Source organism: Pedobacter sp. UYEF25 (assembly GCF_054061655.1).
Window position 1 is genome coordinate 17,391 of sequence record NZ_JBSSEL010000004.1, and the last position, 22,010, is coordinate 39,400.

The 22,010-nt window shown below is 38.6% G+C and carries 15 protein-coding genes; all 15 read left to right on the forward strand.

All coding sequences use genetic code 11. The features are described 5' to 3' along the window. Nucleotides 1–28 precede the first annotated feature (28 nt). The 15 genes from ACVWYG_RS05665 to ACVWYG_RS05735 all read left to right on the forward strand — a co-directional run bounded on the left by ACVWYG_RS05665 (nucleotide 29) and on the right by ACVWYG_RS05735 (nucleotide 21,984). Complete coding sequence (locus ACVWYG_RS05665) at nucleotides 29–1,501, forward strand: SusD/RagB family nutrient-binding outer membrane lipoprotein (RefSeq protein WP_457269190.1); 1,473 nt, start codon at nucleotides 29–31, stop codon at nucleotides 1,499–1,501. 169 nt (nucleotides 1,502–1,670) lie between these two features. Further along, nucleotides 1,671–2,756, forward strand: coding sequence for a mandelate racemase/muconate lactonizing enzyme family protein (locus tag ACVWYG_RS05670; protein ID WP_457269191.1), 1,086 nt, complete (start codon nucleotides 1,671–1,673; stop codon nucleotides 2,754–2,756). Nucleotides 2,757–2,759: 3 nt separating this feature from the next. Then, nucleotides 2,760–3,521 (forward strand): SDR family NAD(P)-dependent oxidoreductase, encoded by a 762-nt coding sequence (locus ACVWYG_RS05675; protein ID WP_457269192.1) that lies wholly within the window; start codon nucleotides 2,760–2,762, stop codon nucleotides 3,519–3,521. Between the two features lie 5 nt (nucleotides 3,522–3,526). Next, nucleotides 3,527–4,462 carry an aldo/keto reductase gene (locus ACVWYG_RS05680; RefSeq protein ID WP_457269193.1) on the forward strand — a complete coding sequence of 312 codons (936 nt, stop codon included), beginning with the start codon at nucleotides 3,527–3,529 and terminating at the stop codon, nucleotides 4,460–4,462. A gap of 6 nt (nucleotides 4,463–4,468) precedes the next feature. Beyond that, nucleotides 4,469–5,491 (forward strand): zinc-binding alcohol dehydrogenase family protein, encoded by a 1,023-nt coding sequence (locus tag ACVWYG_RS05685; protein WP_457269194.1) that lies wholly within the window; start codon nucleotides 4,469–4,471, stop codon nucleotides 5,489–5,491. Nucleotides 5,492–5,501: 10 nt separating this feature from the next. Beyond that, entirely contained in the window at nucleotides 5,502–7,133 is a 1,632-nt protein-coding gene (locus ACVWYG_RS05690) for a sodium:solute symporter family transporter (RefSeq protein WP_457269195.1), read from the forward strand. 200 nt (nucleotides 7,134–7,333) lie between these two features. Continuing rightward, the gene (locus ACVWYG_RS05695; RefSeq protein WP_457269197.1) at nucleotides 7,334–9,799 is read left to right on the forward strand and encodes a glycoside hydrolase family 95 protein; all 2,466 of its coding nucleotides are present in this window, start codon (nucleotides 7,334–7,336) and stop codon (nucleotides 9,797–9,799) included. 57 nt (nucleotides 9,800–9,856) lie between these two features. After that, a complete protein-coding gene (locus ACVWYG_RS05700) occupies nucleotides 9,857–12,085 on the forward strand; it encodes a S9 family peptidase (protein WP_457269198.1) in 2,229 nt (742 codons plus the stop codon). Nucleotides 12,086–12,150: 65 nt separating this feature from the next. Continuing rightward, the gene (locus ACVWYG_RS05705) at nucleotides 12,151–13,710 is read left to right on the forward strand and encodes an L-serine ammonia-lyase, iron-sulfur-dependent, subunit alpha (RefSeq protein ID WP_457269199.1); all 1,560 of its coding nucleotides are present in this window, start codon (nucleotides 12,151–12,153) and stop codon (nucleotides 13,708–13,710) included. A 134-nt stretch (nucleotides 13,711–13,844) separates the two neighbouring features. Next, nucleotides 13,845–15,239 carry an aminopeptidase P family protein gene (locus ACVWYG_RS05710; protein ID WP_457269200.1) on the forward strand — a complete coding sequence of 465 codons (1,395 nt, stop codon included), beginning with the start codon at nucleotides 13,845–13,847 and terminating at the stop codon, nucleotides 15,237–15,239. Continuing rightward, nucleotides 15,239–16,258: a zinc-binding alcohol dehydrogenase family protein gene (locus ACVWYG_RS05715; protein WP_457269201.1), complete on the forward strand. Its 1,020-nt coding sequence runs from the start codon at nucleotides 15,239–15,241 to the stop codon at nucleotides 16,256–16,258. Before ACVWYG_RS05710 ends, ACVWYG_RS05715 begins: the two co-directional genes overlap by 1 nt. A gap of 15 nt (nucleotides 16,259–16,273) precedes the next feature. Next, nucleotides 16,274–16,612, forward strand: coding sequence for an L-rhamnose mutarotase (locus ACVWYG_RS05720; RefSeq protein ID WP_457269202.1), 339 nt, complete (start codon nucleotides 16,274–16,276; stop codon nucleotides 16,610–16,612). A gap of 655 nt (nucleotides 16,613–17,267) precedes the next feature. Beyond that, nucleotides 17,268–18,188 carry an AraC family transcriptional regulator gene (locus ACVWYG_RS05725; protein ID WP_457269203.1) on the forward strand — a complete coding sequence of 307 codons (921 nt, stop codon included), beginning with the start codon at nucleotides 17,268–17,270 and terminating at the stop codon, nucleotides 18,186–18,188. A gap of 198 nt (nucleotides 18,189–18,386) precedes the next feature. After that, complete coding sequence (locus ACVWYG_RS05730) at nucleotides 18,387–19,889, forward strand: alpha-L-fucosidase (RefSeq protein ID WP_457269204.1); 1,503 nt, start codon at nucleotides 18,387–18,389, stop codon at nucleotides 19,887–19,889. A gap of 1 nt (nucleotide 19,890) precedes the next feature. Next, the gene (locus ACVWYG_RS05735; RefSeq protein ID WP_457269205.1) at nucleotides 19,891–21,984 is read left to right on the forward strand and encodes a hypothetical protein; all 2,094 of its coding nucleotides are present in this window, start codon (nucleotides 19,891–19,893) and stop codon (nucleotides 21,982–21,984) included. Nucleotides 21,985–22,010 lie beyond the last annotated feature (26 nt).

The window sequence follows — 22,010 nt, forward strand, 5'->3', positions numbered from 1 at the left end:
AAAAAAGTTTACCCTAATTTTAAAGATTATGAAAAAAATATATAGAATACATTGTTTACTTGCCATTAGCGCAATATTAGCAATTACATCTTGCAAGAAAAATTTCGATGAAATCAATCAAAATCCAAATGCGCCAACTTCTGCTCCGGCAACTAATATTCTGGCCAATGGTTTAATTGCAACAGGCAACACTTTATTTGGAACGAGGCTGGATATATACTATGCCGGTTCTTATTCTGGTATGCTGGCTTCAATTTCTACGGGCGATTATGAATATCGTGTGGATATCAATAACAGCATGTGGAATGGTCTTTTTACGGGTATGAGTGTTTTTGTAGATGCAAGTGAAAAGGCTAGTAAAGATGGAAACACAAACCTTCAAGCTGCTGCGTTAACCATGAAAGTATATGCAGCGCAAAAGGCAACCGATATGTTTGGAGATATGCCTTACTCTGAAGCCTTTAAGCTAAAAGAGGAAGTTCTTTATCCAAAATACGATAAACAAAAGGACGTATATACCGCCATGTTTGCGGAGCTTAAAACAGCTGCAGATCTTTTTAAAACAGGAACAGGTGCGCTTGGAGCAGGAGATTTTCTATTTAAAGGGGATGTAAAGAAGTGGCAAAAATTTTGTAATTCGTTAAGGTTGCGTTTGGCTATTCGGGTATCCAATATCGATCCAGCAACCGCTAAACAGGTGATGGGTGAAATTTTAACGAGTCCGGCAGATTATCCAATAATGACCAGCAATGATGATAACGCATACTTCTATTACCCAGGCACTGCTCCAGATCAGGAACTCTGGTATGAAGATCCAGGTGTTGGAAACAGAGCGTTACAAACTTTCCGAATGGGCGATGTGTTGATCTCTGCGCTGAAAGCAAATGCCGATCCTCGCCTACCGGTTTATGCATTACCTAATAAATTCGGAGTTTATAATGGTTATAAGTTTTCTAGCACACAACGCGAAAACCCGCTTAATACGAGCGATAATGTCTCTCAAATTGGCGATAGATTTGCCAACGACCCGAAAGGCTTTTCGCCCTATATGAATTGTGCCGAAGTTTATTTTATTTTAGCAGAAGCTTATGAGAAGAGCCTAATTTCTGGTAATGCCCAAGCGGCCTATGTTGCAGGTATTACCAATTCTATGAAAGAAAATAAAGTTTCTGATGCAGCCATAACAACTTTTTTAGCGATGCCCGAAGTCAGTTACACGACAGGAACAGCTACGCATCTAACGAAAATTGGCACCCAAAAATACATTTCATTGTTTAAGCAAAGCGTAGAAGCTTGGTCAGAAGCCAGGAGAACAGATATTCCTTTAATGACAGGTGTATCGCAAAACTATGCAGCGAGCCACAACCGTCCGCCTTTTAGAATGAGTTATGCAGATCAAGAAAGAACATTAAACCCAGATAATTTCCCGTCTTATGTAAAAGTTGTAGACATTTTTTGGGGAGACCAAATGTGGTGGGATACTAGAACAGGGGTAAAATAAGTAGCGTACCTGCAGAGCTTTGTAGTAAATTTCACTTCCCTACAAAAATATAATACCTCAGGTTAAAGTTGTTTGGTTGCTTTAACTTGGGGTATTAATTTAAAAAACTATTGGAAGGTGTACTCATCAATCTAACCTTTGACCTTCTAAATTACCTCAAGTCTTAATTATGAATAATGAACTCGCTATCCGCGGAGCAAAAATTTACAAGGCTTCCACAGCCTTAAAAAAACCAATTTCTGATGCAACACATACGCTTTCTGAAATCTCATTTGTAATACTTCGCATAGAATTAGAAAACGGCATTGTTGGCGAATCATATCTCTTGTCATTTCAATATTCTCCCAATGCCATAATTGGGGCGCTAAAAGATGTGCTGCCTGTTATTAATGGATACAAGGCAAACGAAACGGGTGCTGTTTATAAAAAATTAGATGATTTAGCCGAATATTTTGGAAACCAAGGTCTGTTAAGATGGGCACAAGCTGCGGTAAATATTGCTATGTGGGATGCCTGGGGGAAATATCTAAAATTACCAATCCACAAAATTTTAGGAACGCATAAAGAACAAGTTGCCATTTATGGCAGCGGCGGTTGGTTGTCTTATTCAGTTGATGAGCTTGTTGAAGAGGTGACAGGATATATCGACAGAGGATTTAAAGCAGTTAAGATAAAAGTTGGTTCGCCAAAGGTGGCAACAGATATAGACCGACTTAAAATTGTGCGTAAAGCTGTAGGCAATAAAGTCGATATTATGATGGATGCCAACCAAGGGATGGAATTGCCTGCGGCGATAAAGTTGGCAAATGCAGCAAAAGATTTAAACATTCATTGGTTTGAAGAACCAGTTCATCATCAAAATTTTCAAGCGTATGAAATATTAAAAAAACAGACAGGCATTTCCCTAGCAATGGGAGAGCGAGAATTTGATACACTGCTTTTAAGAGAGTTGGTAAGCAGAAATGCGCTAGACATCTGGCAGCCAGATATTTTGCGAATTGGCGGAGTAGAAGCTTGGCGAGAAAGTGCAGCGTTGGCCAAGAGTTTTCATCTTCCGGTATTGCCCCACTATTATAAAGATTATGATGTGCCTTTGTTGTGCACCATCTCAAATGGGGTTGGTGCAGAATCTTTCGATTGGGTAGATCCGCTCATAGACAATCCAATGGTTATTCAAGATGGGTATGCAAAACCGCATGATTTGCCCGGTTGGGGTTTTACTTTTTTAGATGAACATTTAACAGAAATTAAATAGATTATGGGGTTGGAAACATTTTCTTTAAACGGAAAAATAGCCTTAGTAACGGGTGGAGGAACAGGAATAGGTTTTGGAATTGCTAAAGCTTTCATTGCGGCAGGAGCAAAGGTCGTGATCACCGGAAGGAGAAAAAGCGTTTTGGTGGAAGCCACGCAAGATCTGGGAAATTTTGCACATTATATCGTAAACGACCTTACAGATTTAGATGGAATTCCTGCCTTAGTGGAGAACATCGAAAATAATATCGGTCCGATAGATATTCTGGTAAACAATGCAGGCATCCACCATAAAGCTTGGGCCCAAGATACCACAGATTTAGATTTTGCCAGAATCATTCAAACGAATTTAACGAGTGTATTTAGTCTCACTAGAACTTGCGCCAAATACATGTTACGGCGGAGACGAGGTTCTATTATAATGATCAGTTCGATGACAGCTCTGTTTGGAATCGACCGGGTTGTAGCTTATGGCGTTTCTAAAGCTGCCCTCACGGGATTGGTAAATTCGCTCGTTACCGAATATTCGAAAGATAATGTTCGGGTAAATGCCATCGCGCCTGGGTGGATTAAGTCTAATATGTTTCTAAAAGCAATAGATCAAGATCTGGCGCGTAAAGAGAAGATAACCAATCGAATTGCGATGGACCATTTTGGCGAACCTGAAGACATTGGTAACGCAGCAGTTTTTTTAAGTTCTGAAGCTGCAAAATATGTTACCGGCGTAATTCTTCCTGTAGATGGTGGCGCAACCGTAAATTTTTAATAGACATGGAAAGACCAACCTACATTGAAGGAGATTATTCTAAAAGCTCAGCCTTTAACAATCAGAGTCGATTGGTTTATGGAACTTCTGGTCTTGGTGGTGTTTGGGGAACTGTGCAAGAATCAGAATCTGTAGATGCTTTAATGTTTGCCTTAGAAAATAATATTTCGGTTTTTGATACCGCTCCTTCTTATGCAAATGCAGAATTGTATTTGGGTAAAGCACTCAAACAGTGGAAAGGTCAGAAACCTTTTATCAGCACAAAAATTGGCCGATTAAAAGGCTTAACTGCTTTCGACATAAATCTAGATTATTCTAGTGAGGGCTTAAAACGAAGCCTTTCAAATAGTTTGGAAACTCTGGGCTTAAATCGAATTGACTTACTTTTTCTGCACGAACCTCACTTGGTCCCTGCAAACGAAACCGAAAGAATTATTGATGATTTAAAAGAGTTCAAAGCATTGGGTTTAGTCAAGAGTTTAGGCGTAGGAGGTAACCCACCTCCAGCATTTATGCCTTTTATTACGAGAGATAAATTCGATGTAGTTTCTGGTTATTTACGGATGGATGCTTGTAATTTGGAAGTTTTTGATGGAGAAATACAGCAGTACAAAAAAGAGGAAATTGCGTATTACGCAGCTTCTGCATTACATTTTTCTTTACTTGGAAACAGATTCGAGAAATATAAAAAGGAAGGCCCAGATGGGCAATGGATAACAACGAAAGATCTTCAAAATGCAATTGCCGTTAAAGCACTTGCAGATTCGCTAGACATGAGTCTTCCAACGTTGGCGCAACGTTACCTTTTTTCTATAAAAGAGGCTAATAGAGTGGTGATGGGAGCTAGAAATTTAGCTCAAATCAAAACGACAGTAAACGATTGGTCTCAAGGGAAATTAGCTAAAGAATTATTTGAAAAAATTACTGATATAATCATTTAACGCACTATGAAGGTTATAACACTAAATAAACCCGGCCACTGGGAAACTGCCAATATTCCGATACCAAACAAAATTTTGCTAACTGGCGAAGTATTGGTTAAGGTTAAAAAAATAGGTATTTGCGGAACAGATTTACATGCATTTAAAGGAACTCAACCACTTTTTTCCTATCCCAGAATTTTAGGCCATGAGTTGGCGGTAGAAGTTGTAGAAATTGGCGCGGGTGTAGAGAATGTACAAGTGGGAAATCTTTGTTGTGTAGAGCCTTACTACAATAATGTTGAAGGACAGGCAGTAAAAAGAGGAAAAACCAACTGCGGCGAGCATTTACAAGTTCTAGGAGTCCATGTGGATGGAGGTATGCAAGAATATTTCGTTTACCCTGCTAAATTTCTTCACCCGTCGGCTTCCCTCTCTGCAGATCAATTGGTGTTAATTGAGCCTTTGGCAATTGGTTGTCATGCTGTTAATAGGGCACAAATTTCTCCAAAAGATATTGTTCTTGTTATTGGCGCAGGGCCGATAGGGTTAGCCGTTGCGCTATTTGCCAATTTAACCGGCGCCCGAGTTTTGGTAATGGATATAGATGAACATAAGTTAACAAAGAGCAAGAAAATTACTGATGTGACCGAAACGCTATTGGCAACTGACCATACCGCAACCGATCTTAATAATTTGCTCGATGGCAATTTGCCAACAATAATACTAGATGCCACCGGAAGTTCTAAAAGCATGATGGATACCTTCAATCTTGTGGCGGCAGGCGGAACAATCGTATTTGTTGGGTTATTTATTGGAGAGGTAATCTTTAACGACCCAAACTTTCACAAAAAAGAAATCACGCTAAAAGCCAGCAGGGCGGCAATGAGTGCTGATTTTAAAAGAATAATCACCCTAATGGAATCAGGAAAAATTAACACAGATGCATTCATCACCCACAGAATTAAGTTTGATGAGGTTACCACCGATTTTGAAAAACTATACAATTGCAGTGGTGATTTGGTAAAAGCCATCATAGAAATAAACTAAAAAAACGCTTATGCACCTTTCTTATATTGATCTAGCCATCATCGCCATATACTTAATTGCAATCGTAATTATCGGTATTTGGGTTGGAAACGGGTTTAAGAAAAACAAAAGCTCAAACGAATACTTCCTAGCCGGTAGATCGCTTGGCTGGGGTGTAGTTGGCGCTTCGCTTTTTGCTTCTAACATTTCCACCATTCACATTGTAGGCTTTGCAGAATCAGGCTTTATTTCTGGTCTATCTGATGGTATTTTTGAATGGATGGCAATCCCTTGTCTCGTGTTTTTAGGAATATTCATCACTCCATATTATTTTAGAAATAAGGTTTCTACCATTCCAGAGTACTTCGAAAATAGGTTTGATGGAGTTGCGAGAACTTTTATGGTGGTATTTGCAATCTTAACAGCATTATTAATCCACATCGGAATAAGTCTTTATGCCGGTGCAACCATTATGAAAGAGTTTTTTGGATTAGATCAGATTTGGGGAGTATTGCTAATTTCTCTGCTTACCGCGCTATACACCATTTTGGGTGGATTGAAAGCTGTGGCTGTTACAGAGACCATCCAATCGGTAATTTTACTCGGCGGAAGTATCTTAATCACCGTATTTGGTCTTTATGCACTTCCGAGTGTCGGTATTCATGATTTTGCGGGCTTTGCATCGCACATTAAAACCGGTAGCTTATCTATGTTGCGTTCAGACCATACCGTGAATGCTATTGGAGGTATTCCTTGGTATGCCGTGTTTTTAGGTTATCCCGTTTTAGGGATTTGGTATTGGTTTACCGATCAAACTATTGTGCAACGCGCCTTGGGCTCTAAATCGGAGAAAGACGCACGTTTGGGGCCAATGTTTACCGCAGTTTTAAAACTTTCACCTGTGTTTTTTATGTTGTTGCCAGGTATGTTGGCGTATATTCTTTTTAAGGATAAAATTGATATTGCTGGTGGCGGACAAACCTATTCTATCTTAGTTCACGAACTGCTACCTGTGGGATTGGTGGGATTGGTTATCGCTTCTCTATTGGCTGCGTTAATGAGTTCGGTTGCGGCAGCCCTGAACAGCACTTCGACTTTAGTTTCGTTAGATATTGTAAAAAGAATGCGTCCAAAAACTTCTGACCGTAAGTTGGTAACTATTGGCAAGGTTGCCGCCTTTGCCGTAATGATTATTTCTATCTTATTTTCTATGGTTGCAGGGGCAAAAGGAGGTTCAATCATTAGCATCGTAAATTCTATAGGCTCTAGTATTGCACCATCCATTTCAGCGGTATTTATAATGGGTTATTTTTGGAAACGAGGAACAAAACAAGCCGCAACGGTTACCTTTTCTATTGGACTAATTATTGGGATTCTCATGTTTAGCTTAGATTTTCCAGATGCAAATGGCATCAAACTCTTAACAGATACTTGGGGAATTATCTTTATGATGCAGGCTTGGTGGGCATTTGTATTGTGCTGTGCTATTTTCAGCACAGTCAGCTTATTAACGCCCAAGCCCACCGAAACACAGCGAAGTCACACCTTCAACCATTCAGACTACTTCACCAAGATTCAAAGTATTTTAGACTATAGAATAATCGGCGTAGCAATTTTAGTTTTATTAGCAATTTTATGGATAACAATAGAAATGGTGGCCTAAAAAATTTTCGAATGAAATTCGGAAAAGTCTTTCTCATCAAAATACTACAAGCAATTGTATTAATAGCGTTAGTAAAATAAGTTAGAATATTTTAATTTCACAGCTAGCTTCTTTAAACGCAATTTGATTTATTTAGTCAAGCCTGCATTCTTTGATCCTAACTCTTAAATTATTATCAACCATTCTCATACTTAAGTTTAATGAAGAAATTTTCCAGCCTTTTATTTTTGTTGCTCTTTTTACCCTTTTCAAAATCAAAAGCCCAAAACGTAACTACTTCTCAAAGTATCGAAAACAAAACGTTCGATCCGGCTACACTGATGTGGTACAATAAACCTGCAAAAGTATGGGAAGATGCGTTGCCTGTAGGTAACGGGCGCATAGGAGCTATGGTTTACGGCAGACCTATAGAGGAAATCATTAATTTCAATGAAGAGACGTATTGGTCGGGAGGACCTTACTCTACGGTTGTAAAAGATGGCTACAAAGAGCTGCCTAACATTCAAAAAATGATCTTTAATGGAGAACCTATCAATGCGCATAAGCTTTTTGGTCGCGCGTTAATGGGTTATCCTATCGAACAGCAGAAATACCAATCTTTATCCAATCTCCACCTAGACTTTAAAAAAGAGGAGGTTGAAAACTATACGAGGTCTTTAGATTTGAAAACAGGTATAGCAACCGTTAGATATTCAGCTAATGGCGTTAATTACACTAGAGAAATTTTAGCCTCAGCAGTAGACCAAACCATTGCGATACGTATTACTGCTGACAAACCAGGAAGTATCTCCTTTGACGCCCAGCTTAGAGGCGTAAGAAATGAAACGCATTCCAACTATGCGACAGATTACTTCAAAATGGATGCTGTAGGAAAAGATGAATTAAAACTCACAGGAAAATCTGCTGACTATATGGGTATTGAGGGCAAGCTGAGATATGAGGCACGTGTCAAGATAATTCCTGAAGGAGGGACTATGGAATTGGATAATGAAACCAAAACCGTTTTTACTGTAAAAAATGCCAATTCAGTTACTTTATACTTCGTTGCCGCAACAAATTTTGTAAACTACAAAGATGTGAGTGCGGATCAGCACAAACGTGTTGAGGATTATTTGGGGAAATTACAAAATACCTCTTTTCCTGAAGTAAAGAAAAAGGCACTGGCAGACTACAAAAATTATTTTGATAGGGTTTCACTCACGTTACCAACAACGCCAAATTCCTACCTCCCAACGGACGAGAGAATGCAAAAAATACAAACATCACCAGATCCGCAATTGGCTACATTGTGCTATAATTTTGGAAGGTATGTCCTTATTTCTTCTTCCAGACCTGGTACACAGCCAGCCAACTTACAGGGCATTTGGAACAATGACATGAACCCTGCTTGGGATTCAAAATACACAACGAACATCAATTTAGAAATGAATTATTGGGCTGTGGAATCTGGCAATCTTTCTGAACTCACGCAACCTTTATTTAAAATGGTCCAAGAACTTACGGATCAAGGATCGCAGGTTGCCAAGGAACATTATGGCGCTAAAGGTTGGGTACTACATCAAAATACAGACATATGGCGTGTTGCTGCACCAATGGATGGGCCTACTTGGGGTACATTTACAACAGGAGGCGCATGGCTGACCAATCAGTTATGGGATCATTACCTGTTTACACAGGACAAAGAATTCCTGAAAGAATTTTATCCAGTAATGAAAGGATCTGTCGACTTCTTTATGGACTTTTTGATACCTTTTCCTGGAAAAGATTGGTTGGTAACAAATCCTTCAACTTCTCCAGAAAATCCGCCAGAAGGTAAAGGCTACAAATACTTCTTCGATGAGATTACTGGTGGATATTATTTTACTACAATTACAGCAGGGTCTACTATTGATATGCAGATTCTAAAAGATTTATTTAACAATTATAATGAAGCAACTAAAATTTTGAACAAAGATTTAGATTTTAATAAAAAAGTTCAGGCGGCTAGAAAACGACTGGTTCCATCACAAATTGGTAAGGACGGAACTTTGCAAGAGTGGGCAGAAGATTATGGACAAATGGAGCCAAACCATCGTCACAATTCCCATTTATATGGTTTGTACCCAGGAAATGTAATTTCTGTTAGCCGTACTCCAGAACTCATAGAACCTGTAAAAAAGGTACTGGAATTAAGAGGTGATGGGGCATCGGGGTGGTCAAGAGCTTGGAAAGCAAATTTATGGGCACGTTTGAGAGATGGAGATAGAGTAAATAAAATCTTTAAAGGGTACCTAAAAGATGAATGCTTTGTATCGCTTTTCGCTAAGTGCTTCAAACCAATGCAAGTTGACGGAACCTTAGGAATGACCGCTGCAATATCTGAAATGCTTTTGCAATCTCAAGAGGGCTATATAGATCTTCTTCCGGCACTTCCTTCAGAATGGACGGATGGTCAAATTAAAGGAATATGTGCCAGAGGTGATTTTGAACTAGATTTTAGTTGGAAAAACAAGGCTGTTACTTCATTGCAAATACGATCAAAAGCGGGAATGCCATGCAGCATTAAGGCCGTTAATAAAGTAAAAGTATTGTTAGACGGGAAAGAAATTAATGTTAAAAAACTTCCAAATCAACTCGTTCAGTTCAATACTGTAAAAGGTAAAACATATACAGTAAAAGGAATTTAACTCAGACTGCCACAGTCCAAATCATTTTAATTAGAAATCAAATCAAAAAAAACATAAATGAACTCCAAAATAACCTTATCATTTTTGATACTCTTTGTTGTAGCAATTTTAAGCAGTTCAACCGCGTTTGCACAAACCGAACTTAACTTAAAAGACATTTTTTCTAGCTCAAAATACAGTCAAAAGAGTTTTGGGCCGGCACGATGGATGAAGGATAATGAGGGCTATTCTACTTTAGAAGTTAATAAACAGTCCGGTGGAAAAGACATTATTAGATACGAAGCGAAGACAGGAAATAGAACTGTTTTAGTATCTGCTCAGAAATTGATCCCAGCAGATCAAAAACAACCATTAAATATCGATAATTACGAATGGTCTGCAGATGATAGTAAGCTCCTCATATTTACCAATACAAGACGAGTTTGGCGATACAATACCCGTGGCGATTATTGGGTTTTAACTATTAAAACCGGCACACTGCAACAAGTTGGCAAGAATGTCCCGGCAACTACGTCTATGTTCGCAAAATTTTCTCCAGATGCAACCCGCGTAGGTTACGTCAGTAAGAACAATATCTTCGTAGAAGATTTAGCCTCTGGTAAAAGCACACAATTAACCGACGATGGCGGCGACAACATCATTAACGGAACTTTTGATTGGGTGTATGAAGAAGAATTAGACTGTAGAGACGGTTTTAGATGGAGTCCGGATGGAAAAAATATTGTGTATTGGCAGTCAGACACTAAAAATATCGGCACATTTTATTTAATTGATAATATCGATTCGCTTTATTCTAGACCAATTCCTCTACCTTATCCAAAAGTAGGCACCAAACTTTCTGCAGTAAAAGTTGGCGTCATTCCAGCAGCAGGAGGTAAAACAAATTGGTTCGACATTCCCGGCGATCCTACAAATAATTACCTCGCCCGTATGGATTTTATTCCGAACTCTAACGAGGTTATGGTTCAGCAATTAAATCGGCCACAAAACACCAATAAAATCTGGATAGGAGATGTGAAAACAATGTCTTTAAAAAACATCTACACAGAAAAAGATCCATCTTTTTTAGATTTACATGACGATACCCGTTGGGTAGAAGGAGAGAAGTCTTTTACTTGGACAAGCGAAAAGGACGGCTGGAAGCATCTGTATAAAATTTCTAGAGACGGTAAAAAATCAACACTTATTACAAAGGGCGATTTTGACGTAGTTCAAATTAACTGCATAGATGCTAAGAATGGCTATGTGTATTACATTGCTTCACCAGATAATTTTACGCAGCGTTACTTATATAGAAGTAAATTAGATGGCAGCGGCAAAGTAGAGCGCGTTACGCCAAAGACGGTGACTGGTCAAAACAGCTACCAAATATCTAACAATGCGGAATGGGCAATTTATACTTATCAAAATGCAACTACGCCTCCAGCCATTTCTTTGGTGCATTTGCCAGATCATAAAAATATAAGATCATTGGAAGACAATAGTGCGTTGAAAGACAACTACGATGCACTGAAGTTAAACCCGAAAGAATTTGTTAAGGTTGATATTGGAGACGTAAAGTTAGATGCATGGATGATTAAGCCTAAAAACTTTGATGCAAATAAAAAATATCCTATTCTTTTCTACGTGTATGGCGAACCAGCTGGCTCTACCGTGCAAGATGATTGGGAAGGTGGCGCGTTATGGGATCAATACATGGCAAACCAGGGATATATCGTAATGAGCATAGACAATCGAGGTACAAAAACGCCACGTGGCAAAGCTTGGCGAAATTCTATTTATGGTCAGATTGGAATTTTGGCGTCGCAAGATCAGGCGGCGGCAGCAGAGAAAATTTTTTCTACCTACTCTTTTATAGATACAGCTAGGGTTGGTATTTGGGGTTGGAGCGGCGGTGGTCAAATGACTTTAAACTGTATGTTCCGTCACCCAAACATTTATAAAACAGGATTGGCAGTCGCTTTCGTGTCAGATCAGCGATTATATGATGCAACTTATCAAGAAAGATATATGGGCTTATTGACCGAAAATGCAAAAGGGTATCATGATGGTTCTCCAATTAACTATTCCCAGAATTTAGCAGGTACGCTTATGATTATTGCAGGCACCGCAGATGATAATGTCCACTATCAAAGTTTTGAGATGCTTACAGATAAGCTAATTAAGGAAAATAAACTTTTTTATATGATGTCATATCCGATGCGATCTCATGGCATTTATGAGCGAGACAATACTTCCTTACATTTGCGCGAAACGATGGCTAGATATTGGAAAGAGCATTTATAGTCAACACTAAAATATAGCATCTTTTCTGAAATATACACATCATCACAAAAATTTAAACAGAACTATTGAAAACATATCCGAGTATATTTAATGATGTAATTGGGCCGGTAATGCGCGGTCCATCTAGTTCTCACTGTGCTGCTTCTTTGCGTATAGGTAGGCTATGCCGCGACTTGATGGATGGCAATATTGCCAATGTCTTAATAGAATTTGACCCCACTGGTTCTTTGGCAGATACGCATACCGGTCAAGGTTCTGACATGGGTTTATTTGGAGGCTTTTTAGGATGGGAGGCAGATGATGAACGATTACCCGATTCTGCAAAATATCTACCCGAGGCTGGTATTTCCGTGCAGTTTGCAGTGAGAGATATCCAAGCTGTACATCTAAATACTTATCTCATTACATTAAATAGTGATAAGGAAACCAAAACCGTAACCGCAATTTCTACAGGTGGCGGTATGATAGAGGTTGTTGCTATCGATGGCGTTGAAGTTTCTATGCTGGGAGATTTTTACGAGACTCTTATTTATTGCAAAACTCCGGAACCCGTATTAGAGTTGCTCAATAATGAAATGTCTCATGATCATCTTATAGCTAATGGCGGTACTTTTATAGAAGTTAAGGCACAGGGATTTGGGAGTGATGCACTTCAAGCAAAAATATTGGCTTTAGCCGGCGTTTCGTCGATTAAAAATTTATCGCCCGTACTTCCTGTTTTGTCGAGAGCGGGAATTGAAGTGCCTTTTACTACTTGCAACGAAATGTTGGCGTACAATAACGGGAAAGACCTTTCTTTATTGGATTTGGCTATTTTGTACGAATGTAAAAGAGGCAACATCTCTAAAGAAGAGGTGGTAGAGAAGATGAGAAAAATTGTGCGCATCCTAAACAATTCTATAAAATCTGGATTGCAAGGCACGCACTATGTTGATAGATTGCTGGGAAGCCAATCTGTTAATTATAAGGAAAAACTTAACGAGAATTTACTCATTCGTACAGGCGCGATAGACAATGTAGTAATGTACGTGTCAGCGCTAATGGAAGTAAAAAGTTCTATGGGCGTTATTGTTGCAGCGCCCACAGCCGGTTCATGCGGCACGTTACCAGGCGCCATTATCGGAACTGCCGATTTTATAAAAGCCTCAGAAGATGAAGTCGTTGATGCTATGTTAATTTCTGGCTTAATTGGCATATTTATTTCTACACAATCTACCTTTGCTGGCGAAGTAGCAGGATGTGGTGTAGAATATGGTTCTGGAGGGAGTATGGCTGCAGCTGCCATTGTGTATATGATGAAAGGGTCTCTTAATCAATCACTCGCAGCCGCTTCTATGGTGTTACAAAGTACACTTGGCATGTCTTGCACGCCAATTGCAAACAGGGTAGAAGCTCCATGCTTAGGGAATAATATCTTAGCGGCTACCAATGCAGTAACTTTTGCCAATATGGCGCTTTCAGGATATGATCCTTTACTTCCTTTGGATGAAGTAATAGAAACCATGTACATTATTGGTATGGCAATACCACATGAGTACAAGTGTACCAATATAGGCGGGTTATGCGCTACAAAAACAGCTAAAATTTTAGAGGCAAAATTAAATGCCATCTCAAAAATAGATTAAGTAACTGTTGCACAAAACTTATAATTAATCTAACTTTTAAAATAATTAAGGTTCGATTTTTAAGATTTTTATCGTTAACATGTTTCTAATTAAACCAACACAGTATTTAAGTACAAATTAAAAGATTGACCAATATGTTTAACAAGGAAGTTTATATAGAAAGACGACGAAGATTAATGCGTGAGGTAGGCACCGGAATCATTCTCCTTATGGGAAATGACGAAAGTAGCATGAACTATTCGGAGAATCATTATCCATTTAGACAAGACAGTAATTTCCTATATTTCTTTGGGTTAGATAGAACGGCTTTGGTTGGGATTATAGATGTAGAAAACAACGAGGAAATATTATTCGGCGACGATATTAGTGTGGAAGATGTCGTTTGGACTGGAGCCATGCCTACGCTTGCCGAACAAGGTAGCCAAGTTGGCGTTGGCAAAGCTTTACCGTCTTCTGCGATAGCTACTTATTTAGAAAAAGCCATCAAAGCAAAACGTATTATTCATTTTTTACCTCCTTATCGGTATGATAATATTCAGAAATTAAACTATTGGCTAAAAATACCGATTGAAGAATTGAAAGCTGGCAGTAGCGTAGCCTTAATTAAAGCCGTAGTTGCACAACGTTCGATAAAATCTACCGAAGAAATTATAGAAATAGAAAAAGCTGTAAACGTTACGATAGAAATGCAGAAAGCAGCCGGTAGATTGGCTCAAGAAGGCATTTCTGAAACAGAAATTGCCGGACGCATCCAAGGGATTGCGGTAAGTGCAGGTGGAAATTTATCCTTTCCACCCATTGTAACAACTGACGGACAGATTTTGCACAATCATGGCAAAGGAAATGTTTTAAAGAAAGGTCAGATGTTGCTGGTTGATTGTGGTGCAGAAACAGCCATGCATTATGCAGGAGATCTTACCAGAACTTTTCCTGTAAGCGATAAATTTTCTTCGAGGCAAAAGGAAATGTACGATGTCGTTTTAGCATCGCATGAGGCTGCAATTGCAATGTTAAAACCTGGTGTTTTATATATGGATGTTCACATACATGCATGCGAAGTGTTGGCAGAAGGATTGAAGTCTGTCGGCCTAATAAGAGGTGATGTAAAAGAAGCAGTAAAGCAAGGCGCACATGCGCTTTTTTTCCAATGTGGACTTGGTCATTTACTTGGTTTAGATACGCATGATATGGAAGACCTTGGTGAGGAATACGTAGGCTATACAGACGAACTTAAAAAAAGTACGCAGTTTGGCTTAAAATCTTTAAGGTTGGGCAGAGCTTTAGAAGAAGGATTTGTATTAACAGTTGAGCCAGGTATTTATATCATTCCAGAGTTAATAGACCTATGGAAATCAGAAAATAAATTTACAGCGTTTATCGATTATGATAAATTGGAAACCTACAAGAATTTTGGTGGAATTAGAATAGAAGAAGACTTAGTAGTTACGGCTAGCGGTAGCCGAGTTTTAGGAAAGTCGCTTCCAAGAAACTCAGAAAATATAAAAATGAACGCTTATCCAAATATTTAATGAAAACTTTAGTATGCGTAGAACCGGGTTGTTTCGAATATCGATTGGCAAATAAACCCATATTGAAAAAAGGAAATTCTATTCTTGAAATAAAAAGAATTGGAATTTGTGGCACAGATTTACATGCTTTTGAAGGCGTACAGCCTTTCTTCAAATATCCAAGAATTTTAGGTCATGAATTGGCCGGAGAACTGGTAGAAATTAGCGATGCACCCGGATTTAAAATTGGAGATGCAGTTACCTTTATTCCTTATTTTAACTGTGGTACTTGTATCGCTTGCCGTATGGGAAAGGCAAATTGTTGTATAGATATTAACGTTTGCGGCGTGCATATAGATGGTGGAATGGTGGAATACCTTTCCGTGCCATCAAGTGCGCTAATACATGGAGACGGCTTAAGCTTTGATGAGCTAGCGTTGGTAGAGCCATTGGCGATTGGCGCGCACGGAATAAAAAGAGCGGAGGTAAAAAAAGGCGAATATGTACTTGTGGTTGGGGCCGGACCAATAGGATTAGGGACGATGGAGTTTGCGAGAATTGCCGGCGCTGAGGTAATTGCGCTCGACATTAATAACAAACGTTTGGAATTCTGTAAAGAAAAACTTAAAGTGGCACATACCATTAATGCGTCGGAAACTGATGTTATTAGGCAACTACAAGACATCACTAGTGGCGAAATGCCTACTGTAGTAATAGATGCTACAGGAAGTTTAAAGGCAATTGAAAATGGATTTAAATACATTGCCCACGGCGGGCGTTACGTCCTCATCGGACTTCAAAAAGGAGACGTTAGCTTCAGCCATCCTGAATTTCATAAAAGAGAAGCGACGCTAATGAGCAGCAGAAACGCAACGCGTGTAGATTTTGAACATGTGATAGCGAGCATGAAAAACGGGATTATTAACCCCTCAACCTATATCAATAAGCGGATTGCTTTCGACAGAATTAAGGACGAATTTAGAGAATGTTTAGACCCCGCAAACGAAGTGATAAAAGCAATGGTAGAATTCGGATACTGAGTTAAAATAAAAGATATGAAGAGGTATTGCCTAGCGCTCGATTTGTTTGATGATTCTAATTTAATCAACGAATATGTGTATTGGCATCAAACAGAAAATGGCTGGCCCGAAATTAGGAAAAGTATTTTAGATGCAGAGATTTTAGATATGCAGATTTATCGAACAGGTAACAGATTATTCATGATCATGGAAACGACAGAAAGTTTTAATTTTGAAAGAAAGCGAATCATGGATGCCGACAATCCCAAGGTTCAACAATGGGAAAAACTTATGTCGAAATTTCAACTGCAGCTTCCTTGGGCGAAGCCGGGCGAAAAATGGGTATTGATGGAGCAAATTTTCTCCCTTGTCTAATTAATCAAAAGGTAGCTTTCTAAAAGTCTGTAATCTGCACTTATAAAGTGTGATTTACGCAAACAAAATGCCGGTTTGCAAGAAAAAAATCGGGCGTAGGAAACAAATCTCTATCGCCGCAAGTGCTTTTTTAAGTTATTTTTAACACCACATAACAATAGAAATTTTAGCATTCAACGTGCAAAAAAATTTCATTAAAGAAAACAATCAGCAAATTCATCCATCCACACGAGTTTGAAGAAAAATCAATCTGCGTTTTATTTTAATTTAGATGTGCCTAACTAGATTAACCCGATAAAGGGGTAATTTCGGATGATCAGGTTAATATCCGATCATTATCTGTCAATAATGGGTCTAAATTTAACGTTTGGGTAACCTATTTTTGAATTGATGTAAATGATGTCACGGATTGGAAAGTTGTAACATTTGCGAAAGGTTTTCGAATCCATGTTGAATTTTTAACACCTTGATTTCCTAGATGTCAGTAATCAAGAACAAAATTTAGTATTGTAAGCGCTTTTCTTTCAGCCACGTAAAAAGGAAAGTAAATTTTTACAAGTGTAAAAATGCGCATTTCTCAGCCTAATTTTTCGCCTCTCCTTTATTAGATTGAGAATAGTGCTCAAACCAACACCTTAACCTAAACTACATTATCATGAGACCGACACTTAGAAAAGCCATCCCTGAAGTAGAAAATTCGTTTATAGTTAGAGAAGACTCAGGACTAAAAATGATTAATAATTGGCATTTTCATACAGAATGCGAGCTCCTATACATCAAGAAAAGTAAAGGCACATGGTTTGTTGGCGACTATAAAGGGCAGTTTGAGAGCGGTGATGTCATCTTTTTAGGTTCTGAGGTACCACATTCTTACAAACATGAAGACAAATATGTAGACGATAAAGAGGCTGAACGAGGACAAGCCTTGGTAACGTTGTTTTCTCCAGAGATATTTGGAGATTCTTTTTTAAATCTTCCTGAATCTAAGGAAATTAAGAATTTGCTCGAATTAAGTAAAAGGGGCATAAAAATTAAGGGGGGGAGTAAAACAGAAGTCGCTCAGATGATGGAAGACATTCAAAGCGCGCAAAAAGGAAGAAAATTGATAAGCCTGCTAAACATTCTCCAAATAATTGTAGAACGTGGTGAGTATGAGCTACTCGCAAGCGAAGGCTATTCTGGCCCAACAGAGCGGATGAATAACAGCCGATTGGATCTAATTATAAGATATACCTATTACAATTACCAAAAGCAAATAACGATAGAAGATGTTGCTTCGATGGTCAGCATGAGCGTTCACTCTTTTTGCAGATTCTTCAAAGAGAAAACCAATAAAACCTACATACAGTTTTTAATGGAGGTTAGAATTGGGCAGGCTTGTAAGTTTTTAATAGAAGACGATATGCATTGTGCCGAAGTAGGTTATATTTGTGGATATAACAGCATTTCTCATTTCAATCACCAATTCAAGGTGATGAAAAACAAGTCGCCTTTAGCATTTAAAAAAAGCTATTTAAACATATTGAGAGATCGACCTGAAATAAATTTCTTAGATAAGGAGTTATTTAAGAACTAGTTTTCTTCCTAGTGCGCTAAATGGTTTGGCTATCCTGTTTGAGGTTGATAGAATATTTTTTAATCTTCGCAAGAACGCATCTTTTATTTCAATGTAGAAATTAGCAACATAGCACAATCATTTGTAACTATCACGGTGTGTTTAGCGCACAACAACCTATAAATTTGTGAAATTGTATTTCAATAAAGGCAAAATTTCATGAAAAAGAACCGGATTTATCTGTTGTTGCTCAGTCTATCATTTTTCACTGTTGGCGTATCCGGACAGAGCCATTATCAACCCAATTGGAATTCTCTTAAAAAATATACGGTGCCAGATTGGTTTAGGGATGCTAAGTTTGGCATTTTTATTCACTGGGGTGTTTATGCGGTACCTGCGTATGGTGGTGGTGGAATATTTGGAGAATGGTACGGCAACGATATGTATCAAAAGGGTTCTGCAGCATATAAGCATCACATAGCCACTTATGGGACTCAAGATAAATTTGGTTACAAAGATTTCATTCCGATGTTTAAAGCAGAAAAGTTTGATGCTGATGCTTGGGCCAAATTGTTTAAAAAGGCGGGTGCTAAATACGTAGTGCCGGTGGCAGAACACCACGATGGCTTTGCAATGTACGATACAAAACTTTCTAAATGGAACTCGGTAAATATGGGGCCAAAGCGAGATGTGATCGGAGAATTGTCTACTTCTATCCGTAGGGAAGGGATGATTTTCGGCCTTTCATCGCACAGAGCGGAACATTGGTATTTTTTTCACAATGGTCGCGACATAAAATCTGATGTGAATGATCCGCAATTTGAGGACTTCTATGGGCCAGCTGCTAGCGGAGAAGATTCGCTCGAAACTACAAAAATTAGCCCCGTATTTCTAAATGATTGGTTGCTTAGAAATACAGAATTGGTAGACAAATACAAACCACAAATATTTTGGTTTGATTGGTGGTTAGACAACCCAAGCTTCAAACCATATCTTAAAACTTTTGCGGCATACTACTATAACGCCGGGTTAGCTATGCATAAAGGCGTAGTGCTTAATTATAAGAATACCGCTTTTCCAGACAGTGCGGCCGTGCTAGATTTCGAACGCAGTGGGGAAACACAAATTAGGGCTTTGCCTTGGCAATCTGATGATTCGGTGGGAGATAGATCTTGGGGTTATATAGAAGATGACCATTATAAAACTCCACAATTTTTGCTAGATGGGTTGATAGATATTGTAAGCAAAAATGGAAACCTACTGCTTAACATCGGCCCAAAAGCGGATGGAACGATTCCAGAAGTACAGCAAAATATTTTGTTAGAGATGGGAAAATGGTTAGACGTTAATGGAGAAGCCATTTACGGAACTCGGCCATGGAAGATATTTGGTGAAGGACCGGCAATGGCTGCAGCCGAAGAAAAAATCAAGCAAAATGCCGATAGTTACAAAGTAGCAGAGAAAGAGTTTACTGCGGAAGACATTAGATTTACTACAAAAGGAAATGTACTTTACGCAATTACACTAAAAATTCCGACAAAGGAAATTATTATAAAATCGCTCGGTAAGAAACTTTTTAAAGATAAAATAACATCAGTAAAACTTTTAGGTAATAAAAATCACATTCAATGGAAACAAGTTAATGATGCGTTGATTATCCATAGTATGACAGATTATCCATCAAATTATGCGGCGGCCTTTGCTATAAAAATCATTGAATAAAATGAGATTTCACCAAATATGTAAAAATGTAACGCTACTAATAAAGCTTTTTATCAGCGCAGTTGTATTGTTGTCCGCTCAATTAAGTGTTGCACAAACAACTTTTTCTGTAAAAAAAGAAGGTTATTATAAACCTGCTTTTTCTTACGGCGACAAAACACTTTTAGAAAGTCCAAAAGAAGGATTGTGGGCCATTGCCACGGGATGGCAAAATGATTGGAGTGCAGATTGGCATTATGCGCAAGCAGACAGCATGCTTAAAGTTGGTGATTGGACAGTGCTTTTCGGTAAAATTAAACTAGCAACCGGAAGTTGGATTTTAAGAGATAGTTATCGTAAAGAAGGCGATAAAATTAAATGTATTAGAAGATTTGAATGGCATGGAAAAGAAGCCTTAGACAAAATTACGTTATCCATTAGATGGGCTTTGCCATCTTACACCAATGAAATTTTTATGCCAGGTATTATGTATTATGCCAATCCATCAGGTTATAAAAATTGCAACACTTGCGTGGCAACTTTTAATAATACAAATGCACCCGAGGCATTATTTGAAGAGCATAGATTTTCGATGCCATTCGTTTCGGCAGAGTTAACGGACAACAATAATAATTACGGAGTTTCTTTGCACACTATGCCGTCACTTGCTCCCTACGGCAATGTACCAGATCAATGGTGGTCTATGGGTGTTAGTGCGAGGAATAATACAACAGAATTAGATTTATTGTCTGGCCCGATTGTGATGAATGGACAAAAAAGTGTCTCAAAAGCGCTTCAGGATAAGTCGCTCCCTTATGAAAATACTTGGCTAAATATAAAGCCGAATGCCATCATAGAAAAGATTTTTTTTATAGAAGTCCATCCAGCACCACAAAAAGGATTTGCATTTAAAAAAGCAATGGATACCAATATTGATATTTATAAGCCTTTCTACAGCGCAAATCTGCCGAGTTTTAAGGAGGTGATAGCTTCTAAATATCAATTTGCAAATACAAGGTGGTTTCAAGATAGTAAGAGTGCTGGGTTTGGCATGTATCAATTTAGCAAATACCCAGAATATGTAATGGGTTGGTGCGGTCAGGCTGCCTCTCTGGGTTTTGCGCTTCAGGAATTAAAACCGATTTTAAAAGACACGAAAATCGATAATCAGGTTCAAAGTTCTTTAGATTTTCTATGCACTTCGCCCTTCAACGAAAGAGGATTTATGCAAAACTTTGTGGCTGAAAAAGTTAAGTGGGAAGAACAGGACAACGTTTCGCAAGGGCAAGCCATGTATAATTTTGCAAAGGCAATAGAATCTGCGAGGAAAAATAAAAATTACAAAACAGCAAAATGGGAAATCTTTTTAAAGAAAGCTTCCGATATCCAGGCTGAAAGAATTTTGTCTGCCGACTGGAAACCCAACTCCACGAACGAAGCTTTTTTTATTGCGCCGTTAACGTTAGCGTGTAAAATGTTTAACAGAAAACAGTATGGTCTAGCAGCCCGTAAAGCAGCAGATTATTATGCTATGCGTCACCTATCTATGAAAGAGCCATATTGGGGAGGTACTTTAGATGCAAGTTGCGAAGATAAAGAGGGAGCTTGGGCGGCTTTTCAAGGTTTTTTAGCGATGTATGAATTTTCTAAAGAGCAAAAATATCTAGATTACGCTACCCACGCAGGTTACGTTACGCTAAGTTACATGGTAGATTGGGACATTACAATGCCCCCATCTAGACTTGCAGATCATCATTTTAAGTCGAGTGGTTGGACAGTTGTTTCTGCACAAAACCAACACTTAGACGCATTTGGTGTTTTCTTTAGTCCGGATGTTTATAAATTAGGGAAGTATTTGAAAGATGAACGGTTGCAAAAGATGGCTTTACTAATGTTTCGCTCGTGCGGACAAATGATTGATCCCTTCGGTTCTCATGGTGAACAAATCCAGCACACCAATTTTGCACAAGGAGGAGATTTATCTAATGTCTACACTTTTAGAGGTGGCTACGTGGAACAGTGGACCGTATTTTGGTTAACCGCTCATTTTTTAAATGCTGCTGCACGTTTCAATCAAATTGATCCGCAAATACTACAAGATTCATCCTACAATTAAATCCTAATAAATTATTTTCCTTATCC

Coding starts and splice junctions, on each gene's coding strand:
- ACVWYG_RS05700 (WP_457269198.1), top strand. CDS start 9,857: ATGAACTCCAAAATAACCTTATCATTTTTGATACTCTTTGTTGTAGCA.
- ACVWYG_RS05680 (WP_457269193.1), top strand. CDS start 3,527: ATGGAAAGACCAACCTACATTGAAGGAGATTATTCTAAAAGCTCAGCC.
- ACVWYG_RS05675 (WP_457269192.1), top strand. CDS start 2,760: ATGGGGTTGGAAACATTTTCTTTAAACGGAAAAATAGCCTTAGTAACG.
- ACVWYG_RS05715 (WP_457269201.1), top strand. CDS start 15,239: ATGAAAACTTTAGTATGCGTAGAACCGGGTTGTTTCGAATATCGATTG.
- ACVWYG_RS05695 (WP_457269197.1), top strand. CDS start 7,334: ATGAAGAAATTTTCCAGCCTTTTATTTTTGTTGCTCTTTTTACCCTTT.
- ACVWYG_RS05670 (WP_457269191.1), top strand. CDS start 1,671: ATGAATAATGAACTCGCTATCCGCGGAGCAAAAATTTACAAGGCTTCC.
- ACVWYG_RS05690 (WP_457269195.1), top strand. CDS start 5,502: ATGCACCTTTCTTATATTGATCTAGCCATCATCGCCATATACTTAATT.
- ACVWYG_RS05730 (WP_457269204.1), top strand. CDS start 18,387: ATGAAAAAGAACCGGATTTATCTGTTGTTGCTCAGTCTATCATTTTTC.
- ACVWYG_RS05725 (WP_457269203.1), top strand. CDS start 17,268: ATGAGACCGACACTTAGAAAAGCCATCCCTGAAGTAGAAAATTCGTTT.
- ACVWYG_RS05685 (WP_457269194.1), top strand. CDS start 4,469: ATGAAGGTTATAACACTAAATAAACCCGGCCACTGGGAAACTGCCAAT.
- ACVWYG_RS05710 (WP_457269200.1), top strand. CDS start 13,845: ATGTTTAACAAGGAAGTTTATATAGAAAGACGACGAAGATTAATGCGT.
- ACVWYG_RS05720 (WP_457269202.1), top strand. CDS start 16,274: ATGAAGAGGTATTGCCTAGCGCTCGATTTGTTTGATGATTCTAATTTA.
- ACVWYG_RS05665 (WP_457269190.1), top strand. CDS start 29: ATGAAAAAAATATATAGAATACATTGTTTACTTGCCATTAGCGCAATA.
- ACVWYG_RS05735 (WP_457269205.1), top strand. CDS start 19,891: ATGAGATTTCACCAAATATGTAAAAATGTAACGCTACTAATAAAGCTT.